Raw genomic sequence first — 16,271 nt, forward strand, 5'->3', positions numbered from 1 at the left:
AAAACTATTCCACTTCTAAGTTTTCTATAAATTCTTCTATCAAACTTGCTTTTTCAACAGAAAAATCCCCAATTTTGGTACGTCTTAATACTGATAAATGTGCTCCCGAATTTAAAGCTTCACCAAAATCAAAAGCTAAAGAACGAATGTAAGTTCCTTTACTACAAATCACTCTAAAATCAACTTTAGGTAAATCAACTTTAGTAATTTCGAATTCCGAAATAGAAACTGTTCTAGATTTAATTTCTGTAGTTTCACCTTTTCTAGCCAATTCATACAAGCGTTTTCCATCTTTTTTAATTGCTGAAAAAATAGGTGGTTTTTGTTGAATATCGCCAACAAACTGTTTTGTAGTTTCTTGCAACAACTGTTCGGTAATATGTTCTGTTGAAAATGTTTTATCTATTTCAGTTTCCAGGTCATAACTTGGTGTTGTTGCTCCAATTGTAAACGTACCTGTATATTCTTTTACTTGCCCTTGATAGATATTGATTTCTTTTGTTTGTTTCCCTGTACAAATAATTAACAAACCTGTAGCTAACGGATCTAAAGTTCCTGCATGCCCCACTTTAATCTTCTTAATACCGAAACGTTGTTTGATATGCCAACGCAATTTATTTACAACCTGAAAAGAAGTCCAATTCAAAGGTTTATCAATCAATAAAACTTGACCATTTTTAAAGTTTTCTTCTGTCATTAATAAAATTAAATAGTTAATTTATAAATGAAAAAGTGAATAATTAGAAGAGAAATTCCTAAGACAATTCTATAATAACCAAAGATTTTAAATCCTTTTTTACTTAAATAATCTATAAAAGATTTTATAGCAATTAATGCAACTACAAAAGCAATAATATTACCAATTATTAGATAATTTACCTGGCTTGAAGAAAGCTCGAAGCCTGCTTTGTAGTACTTATAAATTTTGTAGGCAGTTGCCCCTAACATTGTTGGTACTGCTAAGAAAAATGAAAACTCTGCTGCCGTTTTTCTATTGATTTTTTGTGTCATTCCTCCAACAATACTTGCGCCACTTCTAGAAGTACCCGGAATCATTGCTAAACATTGAAAAAATCCAATTTTTAAAGCCGTCATATAACTTATTTCTGTATGTGCTGTTGGGTTATTTTCATCGTACACTTCGTTTGCTTTAAACCAATCATCTACTTTTAGAAGGATAAAACCACCAATTATTAACGAGATGGCAACCGTAACTGGACTTTCTAACAAACTATCTATAATATCGTTTAATAATAAACCTAGAACTACAGCAGGAATAAATGCAACTAATAGTTTAAAATAAAAATCAATACTTTGAAAAAATCGTTTCCAATACAAGACTACAACAGATAAAATTGCCCCTAATTGAATTACAATGGTAAAAAGTTTGGTAAAGTCGTCTGTAGCTATTTTCATAAAAGACGATGCAATAATCATATGACCCGTTGATGATACAGGTAAATATTCTGTAATTCCCTCTATTACAGCTAATATAATAGTTTCTATTAAATTCATATTACTTTTTAGGATTTACTAAAATAGCGTAGATTTCAATTCCTAAACCAATAATTACTAAGGTAGGAGCTAAACGAATTCGTTGCCAATTATAAATTTCATCATTAAAAACCGCAGGATCATCACTACCTCCACCTGCCATAAAAATAAAGCCAAGTGCTATAAAGACAATTCCTACAAGCATAATAATATAGTTTTTTTTACCAAATAAAAATTCTGGTTTTTCTGTGTTTTCGTTTGCCATAATCTTAATAATAAAGTTCGTCTGTTCGTAAATTTAAAAAACGCTGTGTTGCAAAAAAAGTACTTAGCCAAGTAATTATAAATGCTGATATTAAAACGCCTCCAACTAAATAAGCCATAGAAAGATAGTCTTGTAACAACCTTAAACTTGGTGCATATTTATCTAAAGAATAAACTACTACTGCCAATCCTAATAATGCTAAAAAAGCACCAAACATTCCTAATTTTATGCTTCTCCAAATAAAAGGTTTTCTAATAAAACTCTTAGTTGCGCCTACCATTTGCATGGTTTTAATATTAAATCTTTTAGAATAAATGGATAATCGAATAGAGCTATTGATTAGTATAATTGCGATTAAACCAAAAAAGCTACTTAAAACTAATAGCCAAAAACTTATTCTTTTAATATTTTTAGTTAATAAATTAATTAAGGGTTTATCATAAGAAATATCTGCTACAAAAGCATTTTTCATAAAACGCGTTTCTAGTTCTTGTACTTTTTCTGGAGTAACAAAATCTGCTTTTAAATAAATATCAATTCCATTTTTAAGTGGATTTTCTCCTAAAAAGTCTAAAAAATCTTCTCCTATTTCTTTACTATACTTTTTTGCTGCTTGAGTTTTACTTGTATAAATAATTTTTTTTGTAAACTCTTCTTTTTCTAAAGAGGCTTTAAAACTATTTATTTGTTTTCTACTAACATCGTCTTTTAAAAATAATGTAATTGCTACTTTTTCTTTTACACGATTTGCTACAAATGTAGATTTTAAGACTACCAAACCTAAAACTCCGATCATAAAAAGCACCAAGGCAATACTAATTACTACCGAGAAGTAAGAAGATTGTAAGCGTCTTTTTTGATAAGAATCGAATTTTGAGGACATTTATACTATTTTTATAAAACGTTGCAAGATAATAATTAGTAAGCAGTTGTAAGTATCTGTTATGAGTATTTTAACTATTCTATTTCTTGACATAATTCAATAAGTACACCGTTTGTAGATTTTGGGTGTAAAAAAACTACTAGTTTATTATCTGCACCTTTCTTTGGCGTTTCATTTAAAACAGTAAACCCCTCTTTTTGCAAACGTTTTATTTCTGATGTAATATCTGAAACGGCAAAAGCAATATGATGAATTCCTTCACCTTTTTTATCAATGAATTTTGCAATAGGACTTTCAGAATTGGTTGCTTCTAACAACTCTATCTTATTGGGCCCTGATTTAAAAAACGAAGTTTTTACTCCTTCAGACGCTACTTCTTCTTCTTTGTAATGAGCTTCTCCAAAAAGTGATGCAAATACAGCATTTGATTTTTTTAAATCTTTAACAGCAATACCAATGTGTTCTATTTTTTTCATATTGTAAAAATAAGAAATTGGTTGCAAATGCGATTCAAATTAAATTTACAAAAAAGTCATAAAAAAACCAGTAAAGAAAACTTTACTGGTTTTTTGTATATAAAAAGCAAACTAAATTAGTTTCCTGTTACTTTTACGTTATCTACTTGGAAAGTGGTTGTTACTCCAAAATCTGCACCTTCGTATTTAAAAGCTACATGTACTTTTCCTGATAAACAAGACATATTAATAGAACCTGAACCTATAAAACTATTGTACCCAGATGAAGGCCCTTCTGATAAGACAGCATCAATCTTTAACCAAGTTGCTGTAGTTACATCTCCTGTAAAATCTGAAGACACATAAGCTGTTAATGCTTTACCATTATCATACCCAGTATTTGTTTCAAATGTTAATTCTTCTCCAGTAGTTGCATCTAAATCAATTTCTGGTGTTACTAACCAAGCTTCTAATGGAGCTTCTCCACTGTTATATGCAGAAATTTGTACATATCTATTACCTCCAAAACTTGTAGAAGTAAATAATGTAGATCCGCCGTTAACATTAACATTTGTCCAACCTGCAGAAGTAATTCCAGATGTTGAAGTAATTCCTTCAAAATCTTCATCTAATAAAACTACACTTCCACCAACTGCACCTGTACCACAGTCTAATACTGGAGGGTCACATCTGTTAGAATCTGTAAAATCTAAATCTGATGGTGTATTAGCAATTGCTACTAAAAATTCTGATCTAAAATCTTTAGATAAAACCGCTTTAAAAGTTCCTTTTCCTTGAGGTACTAAGTTTGATTTAAAACTAGCAAAAGTACTTGTTTGTAATTGTATTGTTTTTTCTGTATCACATTCAAAAATAGTTCTGAATCCATCAAACTCATCAGTTGCTTCTCCTGCAAAAGTTTTCGTTAAATCTGATTTTAACATTTGAGCAGATGATAATTCTATCATAGTATTAATATGTGCTCCAGTAATATCTGCTAATTGGATACTAGTAGGTACAATGTTTGCTACTGTTGCAGATCTCCAAATATGATCTTTTATTGATGTAGAAGGAATATCATCTACTTGATCTCCATCTAAAACTCCTAAAACATATTTTCCAGGAATTCCATTTGATGGACTGATATAACTAGCACTTTCTCCATCGTCATAAGAAACAGATAATCCATCTAATTTAATATAAACTTTTCTACCAACTTCATAAGTTTCGCTTAAAGATGATTTGTTTAAAACTATTTCAATACCTGCTGTTGGGTTTTCTGCTTTGTCTTGTACAATTAATTTTTTATAAAAGTTTCCTGCTGCATCACTAGAAACAACATATCCCTCTACATAAGTAGGGTTACTTGCGTTTTCATAGAAAGTATACACTAAATCTCCTGTAGAATTAAACTCTTGCTGTAAAGCTGTTTTAATTGCTAAAATTGTAGAGTTTGGTGTAATGTTAGGTTCTTCGACAGTAACGTTTGGCACGTCAAAATCTCCATCTTGTACACAAGATGTAATTGTGAAAGCTATCATTAAAAATGATAAAAAGCTATAAATTTTATTTGTTTTCATAATTATATTTATTAATGAGTTTTTTTATTTTTTTAAAATCTGTAGTTTATATTTAAGAAATACGTAGTTCCTCTACCAAACCAGTACTTGTTTCCAAACACAGGAGTATCTAACTCTTTATCTTCTTTAAGTTGTCTATAGTTAGCATTTCTACCTTGCTCAAATCCACCAGATTTATACTGCGTATTAAAAATATTTCCAATACTAGCAAATAAACTTATATACTGATTTCCAATTTTCCAAGATTTACCACCAATCATATTCACAACCATATAGCTATCAAATTTTTCTTGTTGTAGTAATTCTCTTGCAATTTCTGGATCATAATCGTTAAATGGAATCCCTCCATCATCTGCAAAGTTAGATGTTCTAATTAATGGAGCAACATCTACATATACATTATCAAAAAAGTTAGCTGTTGCACCAACAAACCAATAATCTGGATCTCTGTATTCGAAACCAACTGAATAAGCTGTTTGTGGTCCTGCTGCTAATTTGTAGTTTTTTAAATTGGCTTCACCAAAATCTTTACGTCCGTTTACAAAACCAGCATCTTCAGAACGTGTATTATTCTCTGTTGTTAAGTATAAGTTAGGATTGTTATCATAAGTATATTGCCCTATGTTTGCAGCTCCCTTTAACTTAATTGTAGGTGTAATTTGTGCTTCAATACCAAATTCTGCTCCAAAGTGTTTTTTATCAATTCCAGATAAAATTTCTTGTACAAATGCAGTGTTATCTCCTCCAATACCATCAGCAAAGAAAAATGATATTTCTGTTGCATCTTGAATTTTTGTATAATAACCTGTTAATTTTGCTTGTACAATTGGACTTCTAAAGATATAACTTGCATCTGCAGAAATCACTTTTTCGCTTGTTAAATTATCTACAGTACTATTATTTTCTCTAGAATTAGAAAAAGAGTTTCTTAAGTTAGGTGCTTTTGTTAAATATCCTGCATTCACATCAAATAAATGACGACCAGATAATTTATAAGTTACCCCTCCTTTTGCTCCGTAATTTGTAAAAGATAATTCTTCAGATTTTCCTAAAGAGTTATTTGCAAAACCTCCGTTTTGAAATAAACCATCTCTTTGGTGTGTAGTTCTAGAAACATTTGCTGCTACATAAAAATCTACTTTATTATATTTAAATTGCCCTTGAGCAAAACCATCTATTACATTAGACAATAAATTAAAATTGTATTTAAATTTATCTCCAACACCAACAATGTTTAAAGGATTTAATAAATCATTTTGTTTTTCATCAAAAGAATCTGCAAAAGAATCGGCGTCTAAATAACCAGAACCACCTAATAAATCTATTACTTCTGCAAAGTTTCTAGATTTTAATCTAGTGTATTGTACTCTAGCATTTAAAGTGATATTATCAGAAATTTCTTTATCTAAAATACTGTTAACAGTAAATTGTGTGTCGTCATTTCTGTCTTCATATAAAACATAAGATGAATTCCCATCGTTATTAGGATTTATATTTGCATTGTAAAGACTGTCCCAATCTAATTGACCATTATTTACAAAGTTTTGGTGAATTCCGTAGATATTAGAATACCCTTGTCTTATACCATAACTTGGTAATTTTTGATAATAGGTTGGATCTGGATTAGACGCACCTAAGTTTACGATATAAGGATTTCCGTTTCCATCTATAGCAGTTCCATCTACTTTAGTACCATTATTATCTATTCTACTGTTTCCAGTTTTTCCAAATTGATAAGAAACGTTTGTATTTATAGATGTTTTTTCATCTAAATCCCAATAATGATTTAACATTAAAATAGGCTCAGATACTTCTTTTATACGTGAGTTTCTAATTTCACCATCCTGTAACCCCCAATAAGAATTGTATTTAATTCCTTTTAAATCAAAAACTTCTTGAGTTTGTGGAGCAGATTTCCCTCTTCTATTAAAAGCTGTAATAGATGTAAAGTTTAAACTGTGCTTGTCATTAAATTTCTTTTCAAGTGAAAGAAACATAGAATTAGCATTGTACATTGTACCATCTACATATCCTTCATTTCCAGATCTTCTACTTGCAGCAACGGTATATGCCCAACCTTTTTCTGACATTCCAGAAGAGTGTGTAGCCATTACTCTATGTGCATAACTTCTATTAGAAGACGCATAAGAAATACGAGTTCCTGGTCTTTGTGCCGAAGCTCTTACATTGATATTTGTAGAACCTAAAACTCCACCAAATGTATATGAAGAAGCCGTTAAACCTGTAGTAAATTCTTGATTTCTTAAAACATCATTTAACCCCCCCCAATTACTCCATTGTGGTCTTCCACTATAAAGTTTGTTCATATCTAAACCATTAATAAGTAATTTTCCATTTTCAGAATCTAAACCTCTTATTCTAAAAAAAGAAGAACTAAATTCAAAAGCTGCTGTTCTTAAGTAAACATCTTTAGACGCTTGTAATAAACCAGATATATTATCTGCAGCACTTGCGTCATCATTTAATTCATCATCAGTAATAGTAACAATACTTAAATCTTGGTCTTCAGTAATATCTTTATAAAGTAAGATATTTCCTAAATCTACCGTTTTCCCCGTAAGCTCTACCGGAAAATTTTGTGTTTCATAACCCGTCAGTTTAATTTCTACAATGTAACTGCCATTAGTAAGATTTTTTAAGATGAAAACACCATCTGCGCCAGTTAACTGACTTTTTGAAGTGCTTACAACGCTTACTATAACATTTTGTAAAGGATTCTCTGAATCGCTGTCTGAAACAATTCCTTTTACAATACTCTGTGCCTGTAATCCTGAAACCAAGAATAGCAACACAAATATTGATAAAACAATTTTTCTCATAAATGATTATTTATTTTTTAATATAATTTCTTGCAAAAATGCTCACAAAATTAACAATTTTTAACATACCACAATGTTAAAATAACATTATATAATTTTTAGCTTGAATTTTGTTTTATATGTTTGCATATAAAAAACGAATAAAATGAGAAAACTTTTACCTCTTTTAACATTTTTTTTGCTTCTAGGTACAGCTACCTTTTCACAGAAAAAAGCAAAAAAGTACAACATTAGAACTATTGCATTCTACAATTTAGAAAACTTATTTGACACCATAAATGATGTTACTAAAAACGATGAAGCCAGTCCTATGATGGAATTAAAAGGAAATAGATCTAAAGTATATTGGGATAAAATTGACAAACTAGGTAGTACAATTGCTCAAATAGGTTCTGACAAAGCAAATACTTCTCCAGCAATTATTGGAGTTTCTGAAGTAGAAAACTTAAGTGTTTTAGAAGATTTAGTAAAATCGAAACACCTTATTAAAAAAGGATATGGGATTATTCATTATGACTCTCCTGACAAAAGAGGGATTGATGTAGCCTTACTTTATCAAAAAAGATATTTTAAACCTGTACATCATGAAGCTTTTAATCCTAAAATATTTAGAGATAATTTCCCTGTTTATACAAGAGATCAATTATTAGTTTCTGGTTATTTAGATGATGAATTAATTCATGTTATTGTAAATCACTGGCCTTCTAGAAGTGGTGGTGAAGCCAAGAGTAGACCTTTGCGTGAAAAGGCTGCGTACCAAAACACTAAAATTATTGCTCAAATTAGAGAGAAAGAACCCAATGCAAAAATCTTAACTATGGGAGATTTTAATGATGATCCTATAAACTCTAGTTTTAAAAAAGTTTTAAAAACTAAAAGTAAAAAGAAAAATGTTGGCGAAAATGATATTTACAACCCTTATGAAGAAATGTTTAGAAGAGGGTTTAACACTTTAGGATACAGAGATAACATTAATTTATTTGATCAAATTTTAATTTCACGTCCACTATTAGATAAAGGTGAAAAAGATTTCTCTAACTATAAAATGTTTAAAGCAATGATTTTTAACAAACGCTTTTTAACAGGTAGAAAAGGACAGTATAAAGGTTATCCTTTTAGAAGTTTTGCTAATGGATCTTATACAGGTGGCTATTCAGATCATTACCCAGTTTACATATATTTAATTAAAGAAAAGAAATAAAACAATATTTTTCACAAAACAAAAAACCCCGCAACTTATAAATTGCGGGGTTTTTTTGATAATAAATTATTGCCTTTTACAAGTATAAAATTAATCTCTTGTCGATTTAAATTTATAATGTAAGTATGTGTAAGCATCTCTAGGTGTAATAGTAATCCACTTTTTGTGTTTTAAATACCATTTAAAACGTATAGAAATCAATCCTTTTGTTAAATATGAAGCAATAAAAGGATGCAAGTTTAATTGTATCTTTTTATTTTTTGGATTAGAGATAAATTTCTCTAAATCTGCTTCAATTTTATCCAACAAAACTATTGGAGCTTCTACTTGTCCATTAATATTTGGGTTGGCTTCGGTAGTTTTTATACTTAACTCTGGTCTTACCCTTTGTCTAGTAATTTGTACCAATCCAAATTTACTTGGAGGTAATATTTTGTGCTTTGTTCTATCAAAAGCCATTTGCTCTTTCAAGTGTTGATACAGCTTATTTCTATTTTCAGCCTTGTGCATATCAATAAAATCTACAACTATAATTCCTCCCATATCACGCAATTGTAATTGGCGAGCTATTTCTGTAGCTGAAATTAGATTTACTTCTAATGCAGTATCTTCTTGTGAGCCAGCTTTATTAGAACGGTTTCCGCTATTAACATCAATAACGTGTAATGCTTCTGTGTGCTCTATTACTAAATAGGCACCTTTACTCATAGAAACTGTTTTTCCAAACGATGTTTTAATCTGTCTTTCAATTCCGTATTTTTCAAAAATAGGAGTTTCAGATTTGTGTAATTTTACAATTTTCTCCTTTTCAGGGTAAATTTCTTGTAAATACTCTTTAATTTCAACTTGAAGAGTTTCATCATTTGTAACAATACTAGTAAAAGACTCATTCATTACATCTCTTAAAATAGAAGATGCTCTGTTTAGCTCGCTCAAAATTTTTGTTGGTGTGTTTGTGTTTGCAATACGCTTACACATTGTTTTCCAACGTTCTAATGAGTTTTGTAAATCTTTATCTAATTCTGCTACTTTTTTGCCTTCGGCAACAGTTCTTAAAATAACACCAAACCCTTTTGGCTTAATGCTTTTTGCTAATCTTTTTAAACGTTCTTTTTCTTTTGGGTCTTCTATCTTTTGAGAAACCGAAACTCTATTAGAAAAAGGAACTAAAACCAAAAATCTACCTGCTATAGAAAGCTCTGAGCTTAATCTTGGGCCTTTTGTAGAAATTGGTTCTTTTACTATTTGTACTAATAGGTTTTGTCCTGTTTTTAGTACTTTGTTAATACTACCGTCTTTGTTAATGTCTTCCTCAAATTGGAAGTTCTTTAAAGTGAATTCTTTATACTTACCTGTGCTTACTTTCTTAATGAATGAATTTAATGAATTTACTTGCGCACCTAAATCATGATAATGTAAAAACCCATCTTTTGGGTAACCTACATTTACAAAGGCTGCATTTAAACCAGTTAACACCTTTCCTATTTTGGCTAAAAAAATATCGCCAACAGAAAATTTGTTATCAGTGGTTTCATTATTCAATTCAATAAGTTTCCCATCTCTTAATAAGGCAAAATCAATATCAGCTGAATTTGAACGAATTATTAATTCTGTTTTCATACTGAATTTGGTTTTAACACTACACATAATTGTGTAGATGGATTAATATTGTCAGGTATATAAATACCGTGCGAGGTTAGTTTAACCTCAATGTCAATGAACTTTTGTGCTTTTCGCTAAACAATAAACGAAAAAGTAAGCGAATGCTTACTTTTTCTTGTGTCTATTTGCTCTAGCTCTTTTCTTTCTTTTGTGTGTAGAGATCTTTGCTCTCTTTCTTTTTTTACCGCTTGGCATAATGTTCTGATGTTTTTAAAACCATTTAAGGTTTCGATTATTATTTTGTTACTTAACAGCTACTTTACTTTTTACTCCTTCTGTAAAAGTTTTTGCTGGCTTAAAAGCCGGAATATTGTGAGCAGGAATTTTAATAGTCGTATTTTTAGAAATATTTCTACCTGTTTTTTCTGCTCTAGTTTTGATAATAAAACTACCAAAACCTCTTAAATATACGTTATCCCCATTTTCTAATGCACCCTTCACTTCAGTCATGAATGCCTCAACAGTTGCCAAAACATCTGTTTTTTCGATTCCTGATTTATCTGAAATTTTTGATACGATATCTGCTTTCGTCATGTCTCTATTTTTACTATATTTTTATTAAATTAATTTCAAAAATGCGGATGCAAATATATGATAATTAATCAATTCCAAAAAGATAAAGACTTAAATTTATGTGAATTTTAAAATGTAATATTGCATTTCTATTTTTTAGCGATGAAATTTTCTAACACATTAATATACTGGTATTTACAAAACAACCGAACCCTACCTTGGCGTAAAACTAAGAATCCATATTTTATTTGGTTGAGTGAAATTATGCTACAACAAACAAGAGTTGCTCAAGGTTTATCATATTATTTGAAATTCACGAGCACTTTTCCAACGGTTTTCGACCTAGCAAAAGCAGACGAAAGTACCGTTTTAAAAATGTGGCAAGGTTTGGGTTATTATTCTCGTGCAAGAAACCTTCACTTCTCTTCAAAACAAATTGTAAACGAATTTAAGGGCGAGTTTCCATCAACATATAAAGAAATCATTAAATTAAAAGGAATTGGAGATTATACAGCTTCTGCAATTGCTTCAATATGCTTTAATGAACCTACGGCTGTTGTAGATGGAAACGTTTATAGGGTGCTTTCTCGCTATTTCGGAATTAAAACACCTATCAACTCATCTCAAGGAATCAAAGAGTTTAAAGCACTTGCACAATCCTTAATAGACAATACACAACCTGGTACTTTTAATCAAGCTATTATGGATTTTGGCGCACTACATTGTAAACCTCAAAACCCGCTATGTGAAACATGTCCTTTATCGGATAGTTGTGTAGCTTTAGAAAAAAAATTAATCAAAGAACTTCCTGTAAAGGAAAAAAAGATAAAAGTTAGAAAACGTTACTTCAATTTTTTGGTTGTTAAAACCGATGATGATAAAACTATTTTATCAGAAAGAAAAGGAAAAGGAATTTGGCAAGGTTTATATCAATTTCCATTAATTGAAACTGATAGAAACATCAACAAGGATGAATTAATTTCATCAGAAGAATTTATCAATTCATTTCCAAACAAAACAAGTATTTCTCTCTTTAACGAGAAAGAAATTATACACAAATTATCACATCAACACTTACATACTCATTTCTGGATTGTAGAAATCAAAAGTTTTGCAGAAGCAACTGTAAATTGGAATACAATAAACACATTTCCTGTTCCGGTTTTGATTGCAAATTTTTTAGAAAAATTGAACTTTAAAAGTAATTGATATTTTTAGTACTTTTGATATAGAAAATAGAAACACAAAAGTTATGGCAGGAACAATAAATAAAGTAATTTTAATTGGCAATTTGGGAGATGATGTTAAAATGCATTATTTTGATGATCAAAATTGTGTTGGTCGTTTCCCTATAGCAACTAGTGAAACTTACACCAACAAAACTACCGGAGAGAAGGTTACCTCTACAGATTGGCATAATATTGTTGTTAGAAATGGATTGGCAAAAGTTTGCGAAAAATATTTAAACAAAGGCGATAAAATATATGTTGAAGGAAAATTAAAAAATCGTCAATGGGAACAAGATGGAGTTAAACGTTATTCTACAGAAATTCAAGTAAATGAAATGACAATGTTATCTAACAAGAAAAACACAGAAAACACTAATAATCAACAAGAAAATCAAACACCTTCTACAATAGCAACAAAATCTATTGCACCAGAAGAAAATGATGATTTACCATTTTAATTAACTTAAACCATAAAATTTGGATCCAGATCCTGAACCTTTATTTTCACTTTTTACATCACCAGAATTTTTAACAACCTTAAACGGAATTGTATTAATTAGTTTATTAATAAGCTCTGCATTAATTTCGGGTTCTGAAATTGCTTTTTTTTCTTTATCACAAACAGATTTAAATGAACTTTCTAATGAGGAGAAAAAAGAAAATATAATTGTCCAATTATTAGAAAAGCCCAGAAAGTTACTAGCAACTATTCTAATTCTTAATAATTTTATTAATATTTTAATTGTACTCCTTTTTGCTTCATTAGCAGAAACAATATTTGGAGATTTCAACTACGTTTTAAACATATACTTTTTTACAGTTCCGCTTCGTTTTTTAATTGAAGTAATTTTAGTAACCTTCTTAATTTTATTGTTTGGCGAGGTTTTACCAAAAGTTTACGCCTCTAGAAACGCTCTTCGGTTTTCTAGAATAATGTCTAAATTCATTAGTACCATAAGCATTCTTTTAACTCCTTTTAGCTTGCCATTGATCAATTTAACAAAATGGGTTGAAAAAAAATTAGGAAGTAAAAACACCAATTTTTCTGTTGAAACCTTATCACAAGCATTGGAATTAACATCTGAAGGCGCAACCACTAAAGATGAACAAAAAATATTACAAGGAATTGTGAATTTTGGAAATACAGAAACGGTGCAGATTATGAAACCAAGAATAGATATCTTTGCTATCTCTGATACTGAAACTTATGAATCTGTTTTAGATAAAATTTTAATAAATGGTTATTCTAGAAACCCAGTTTACAAAGAAAACATAGATCACATTATTGGTGTTTTGTACGCAAAAGATTTATTAGCCCATCTTAATAAAACATCTTTTAAATGGCAAGATTTATTAAGAGAACCCTTTTTTGTTCCAGAAAACAAAAAATTAGATGATTTGTTAGGTGATTTTAGAGAGAAAAAGAATCATTTGGCTATTGTTGTTGATGAATACGGAGGCACAAGTGGATTAGTAACCCTAGAAGATGTTATAGAGGAAATTGTTGGTGATATTAATGATGAATTTGACGAGGATGACTTGTCTTATTCTAAAATTGATGAAAACAATTATACTTTTGAAGGAAAAACTTCCATAAAGGATTTTTGTAAAGTTTTAGATGATGAAGATGAAGATATTTTTGAACAAGAAAAAGGTGAAAGCGAAACCTTAGCTGGCTTTATTTTAGAAATTTCTGGTAAATTTCCTAAAAAAGGAGAGAAAATAAATTTCAAGAATTATACGTTTACCATAGAAGCCTTAGACAAAAAACGGATTAAACAAATAAAAGCAACCAGAAATGCGTAACTTAATTTTAGTGTTTTCTTTAATATTTCTTATTTCATGTAAAGAAGAAGTACAGCCCAAACCAATTGCTTATTTAGGCTTAGTTTACCCAACAAAATCTTATGAAAAATTAAAACTAAAAAGACCTTACTCTTTTCAGGTATTAAAAAATACTACAATAATAAATGAAGCTAATAATTGGCTAACAATTAAATATCCAGATTTAAAAGCTTCTATAGATATTACATACAGACCCATAAACAGCAATCTAAAAGAATTGCTCACAGAGTCAGAAAAATTGGTTTTTAAGCACACTGTAAAAGCCGAACAAATTATACCAAAAGATTTTGCAAATCCTAAAAAAAGAGTTTTTGGAAGCATATATGAAATTACAGGAAATGCTGCTTCCCAAATTCAGTTTCACGTTACAGATAGTACTAACAACTTTATAAAAGGATCCTTATATTTTTACGCAAAACCAAACTACGATTCTATTTTACCAGCCGTTTCTTATATTAAAGAAGATATCTTGCACTTAATTGAAACCTTAGAATGGCAAGATCCTTCCTAATTGTTTTTTAAAACGAACTGTTTAAATAATTTTCATTTTTTTCAACAAAAAAGAAGCATTCATATTTTTACAAATCCCGTTTTTTAAGGTGTAATCAAAATGCAATTCGTCTTCAATGATTTCTGCATCAAAATAATAATTTTTAACATTCAGAAATTCATTTTCTAGCTCGCACAAACTTACATCGTGTGTTGCAATAATCCCTGTCGATTTTGACTTTGTAAGCTTTTCTACAAACTTTTTAGACCCAATAGCCTTGTCTTTACTGTTGGTTCCTTTTAAGATTTCGTCTAAAATGATAAAATAATCTTCGTTTTCAATTTGATCAACAATAAATTTTAAACGTTTTAACTCCGAATAGAAATACGATTCATCTTCTGTGAGAGAATCGGTAGTTCTCATACTCGTTATTAATTTTATTGGAGAGTATTCAAACGATTCTGCACAAACAGGCAAACCACAATTTGCCATTACAATAGATAAAGAAACCGTTCTTAAAAAGGTGCTTTTTCCAGCCATATTTGCACCGGTAACAATAAAAAACTCTTCTTTATGAATGATGAAATCATTATCAACTCTTTTAGCTGAATTAAGTAACGGATGCCCAAGATTCTTAGCTTTTACAATAGCTTTTTTTGAAACTATATCAGGAAAAACAAACTTTGAATGGTTGAATTTAAAATTAGCTAACGAATTTTGAGCATCAAAATAAGCAACTACTTGAAACCATTTTTCTACGGTATGTTTATAGTTAGAAATCCATTTTTCTACTTTTACAGCATTTCTTATTTCTAACAAAAAAAGTCCATTTCCAACAACCGCTATTATAATATTATTTCTTTGATCAAAAGCATCTAAAATTTTAGAAAACTCCTTAAAAATCACCGAAGCTTTTTTGTTTTCTGAGTTGATAATTTCTTGTTTCTCTTTTAAAACTTTTGTTGAAAATTTTTCATTTTCAATTTGATTTAACAAAACATGATATTGTTTAAATAGTTCTCTAACTTTATCCGTTTCTGTATATAAATTATTTGTTTTTTTTATAAATCGTCCCGTTAGAAAAAGCCCTATAAAAAACCAAGCGGTTAAAAATGAAAATGAAATCATTCCAAAAGAAACTAAGCCAATTAAAACTAAAGAAACAATTGAGAAAACAACCTGAGTTATTGCTAAAGATTTAGAAAAAACAGACGTGTAATTTTGTATCCATTTTACAAGAAAATCTGGCTTATTTTTTACAGTAACTAAACTTGCCAAAGCAGAAAAATGTTGTCGCCATTTTACTTTGTTAGAAAGTTCTTTTACACTGTTTTGCTTATCTCTAATTTCATCAATTTTATTTTCGGTAAAAGTATTCGCAAGTAATTTTCTTCCTTCAAGAGTTACGGTTCTATTGATATATTGAAAAAAAGACCCTACACCAAACAAATCTATATCGTTGCTATAAAAATGAGATGGATTTACAAATTCTTTACCTGCATCTAAATGAAAAAAATCACGCTTTAAAACTTTTATCTCTGTCTCGTTTATAGCAATTTTTGATTCAATAATTGCTCTTTTTCTTTTTAAATCTACATGTTTTGTTACTAAAAAACCAAACAATAAAGACCCCAAAACTGCAATAATAAAAACATCTGGGAAACGGCCAAAAGTTAGGTAAATCAAAAAACAAGTTGTTAAGAAAACTGCAAATCTAAAAATACTTAAACTAACTGAATTCTTTTTTAAAACTGATGCTTCTTTTGTTAAATCAGTTTTTATTTCTGTATAAAAATTTAATGGATTATTCATTT

The 16,271-nt window shown here is 29.5% G+C and carries 15 protein-coding genes; 5 read left to right on the forward strand and 10 right to left on the reverse strand.

All coding sequences use genetic code 11. The annotated features are described in order from the left end of the window. Positions 1 to 4: 4 nt before the first annotated feature. The 7 genes from truB to MC378_RS08880 form a co-directional block, all read right to left on the reverse strand. Complete coding sequence (gene truB, locus MC378_RS08850) at positions 5 to 697, reverse strand: tRNA pseudouridine(55) synthase TruB (RefSeq protein WP_242178400.1); 693 nt, start codon at positions 695 to 697, stop codon at positions 5 to 7. An 8-nt stretch (positions 698 to 705) separates the two neighbouring features. Then, the gene (locus MC378_RS08855; protein WP_242178401.1) at positions 706 to 1,515 is read right to left on the reverse strand and encodes an undecaprenyl-diphosphate phosphatase; all 810 of its coding nucleotides are present in this window, start codon (positions 1,513 to 1,515) and stop codon (positions 706 to 708) included. Position 1,516: 1 nt separating this feature from the next. After that, a complete protein-coding gene (locus MC378_RS08860; protein ID WP_242178402.1) occupies positions 1,517 to 1,759 on the reverse strand; it encodes a DUF3098 domain-containing protein in 243 nt (80 codons plus the stop codon). A 4-nt stretch (positions 1,760 to 1,763) separates the two neighbouring features. Next, positions 1,764 to 2,642: a cell division protein FtsX gene (locus MC378_RS08865; RefSeq protein ID WP_242178403.1), complete on the reverse strand. Its 879-nt coding sequence runs from the start codon at positions 2,640 to 2,642 to the stop codon at positions 1,764 to 1,766. 74 nt (positions 2,643 to 2,716) lie between these two features. Beyond that, the gene (gene mce, locus MC378_RS08870; protein WP_242178404.1) at positions 2,717 to 3,118 is read right to left on the reverse strand and encodes a methylmalonyl-CoA epimerase; all 402 of its coding nucleotides are present in this window, start codon (positions 3,116 to 3,118) and stop codon (positions 2,717 to 2,719) included. Between the two features lie 116 nt (positions 3,119 to 3,234). After that, a complete protein-coding gene (locus MC378_RS08875; protein WP_242178405.1) occupies positions 3,235 to 4,677 on the reverse strand; it encodes a DUF5689 domain-containing protein in 1,443 nt (480 codons plus the stop codon). Between the two features lie 32 nt (positions 4,678 to 4,709). Further along, positions 4,710 to 7,517, reverse strand: a complete 2,808-nt coding sequence (locus MC378_RS08880) for a carboxypeptidase-like regulatory domain-containing protein (protein WP_242178406.1) — start codon at positions 7,515 to 7,517, stop codon at positions 4,710 to 4,712. A 145-nt stretch (positions 7,518 to 7,662) separates the two neighbouring features. Here MC378_RS08880 and MC378_RS08885 point away from each other — a divergent pair, with 145 nt between their 5' ends. Continuing rightward, entirely contained in the window at positions 7,663 to 8,718 is a 1,056-nt protein-coding gene (locus MC378_RS08885; RefSeq protein ID WP_242178407.1) for an endonuclease/exonuclease/phosphatase family protein, read from the forward strand. Between the two features lie 90 nt (positions 8,719 to 8,808). Here the strand turns inward: MC378_RS08885 and MC378_RS08890 are convergent, their stop codons facing one another. Beyond that, positions 8,809 to 10,338, reverse strand: coding sequence for an Rne/Rng family ribonuclease (locus MC378_RS08890; RefSeq protein WP_242178408.1), 1,530 nt, complete (start codon positions 10,336 to 10,338; stop codon positions 8,809 to 8,811). Between the two features lie 285 nt (positions 10,339 to 10,623). Next, positions 10,624 to 10,914, reverse strand: a complete 291-nt coding sequence (locus MC378_RS08895) for an HU family DNA-binding protein (RefSeq protein WP_088353785.1) — start codon at positions 10,912 to 10,914, stop codon at positions 10,624 to 10,626. A gap of 141 nt (positions 10,915 to 11,055) precedes the next feature. On the opposite strand from MC378_RS08895, the gene mutY reads away from it, so the two are divergent. From mutY to gldD, 4 genes are read left to right on the forward strand one after another with little or no spacing between them, the layout of a single operon-like run. After that, the gene (gene mutY / locus MC378_RS08900) at positions 11,056 to 12,102 is read left to right on the forward strand and encodes an A/G-specific adenine glycosylase (protein ID WP_242178409.1); all 1,047 of its coding nucleotides are present in this window, start codon (positions 11,056 to 11,058) and stop codon (positions 12,100 to 12,102) included. 43 nt (positions 12,103 to 12,145) lie between these two features. Then, positions 12,146 to 12,580: a single-stranded DNA-binding protein gene (locus MC378_RS08905; RefSeq protein WP_242178410.1), complete on the forward strand. Its 435-nt coding sequence runs from the start codon at positions 12,146 to 12,148 to the stop codon at positions 12,578 to 12,580. A 19-nt stretch (positions 12,581 to 12,599) separates the two neighbouring features. After that, positions 12,600 to 13,928, forward strand: a complete 1,329-nt coding sequence (locus MC378_RS08910; RefSeq protein WP_242178411.1) for a gliding motility-associated protein GldE — start codon at positions 12,600 to 12,602, stop codon at positions 13,926 to 13,928. Next, the gene (gene gldD / locus MC378_RS08915) at positions 13,921 to 14,478 is read left to right on the forward strand and encodes a gliding motility lipoprotein GldD (protein WP_242178412.1); all 558 of its coding nucleotides are present in this window, start codon (positions 13,921 to 13,923) and stop codon (positions 14,476 to 14,478) included. The genes MC378_RS08910 and gldD overlap by 8 nt, the downstream gene beginning before the upstream one ends. 21 nt (positions 14,479 to 14,499) lie before the next feature. Here gldD and MC378_RS08920 read toward each other — a convergent pair whose 3' ends face one another. Further along, the gene (locus MC378_RS08920; RefSeq protein WP_242178413.1) at positions 14,500 to 16,269 is read right to left on the reverse strand and encodes a MutS-related protein; all 1,770 of its coding nucleotides are present in this window, start codon (positions 16,267 to 16,269) and stop codon (positions 14,500 to 14,502) included. Positions 16,270 to 16,271 lie beyond the last annotated feature (2 nt).

The sequence above is a fragment of the Polaribacter marinus genome (assembly GCF_022662535.1).
GTDB classification, from domain to species: Bacteria; Bacteroidota; Bacteroidia; order Flavobacteriales; family Flavobacteriaceae; genus Polaribacter; species Polaribacter marinus.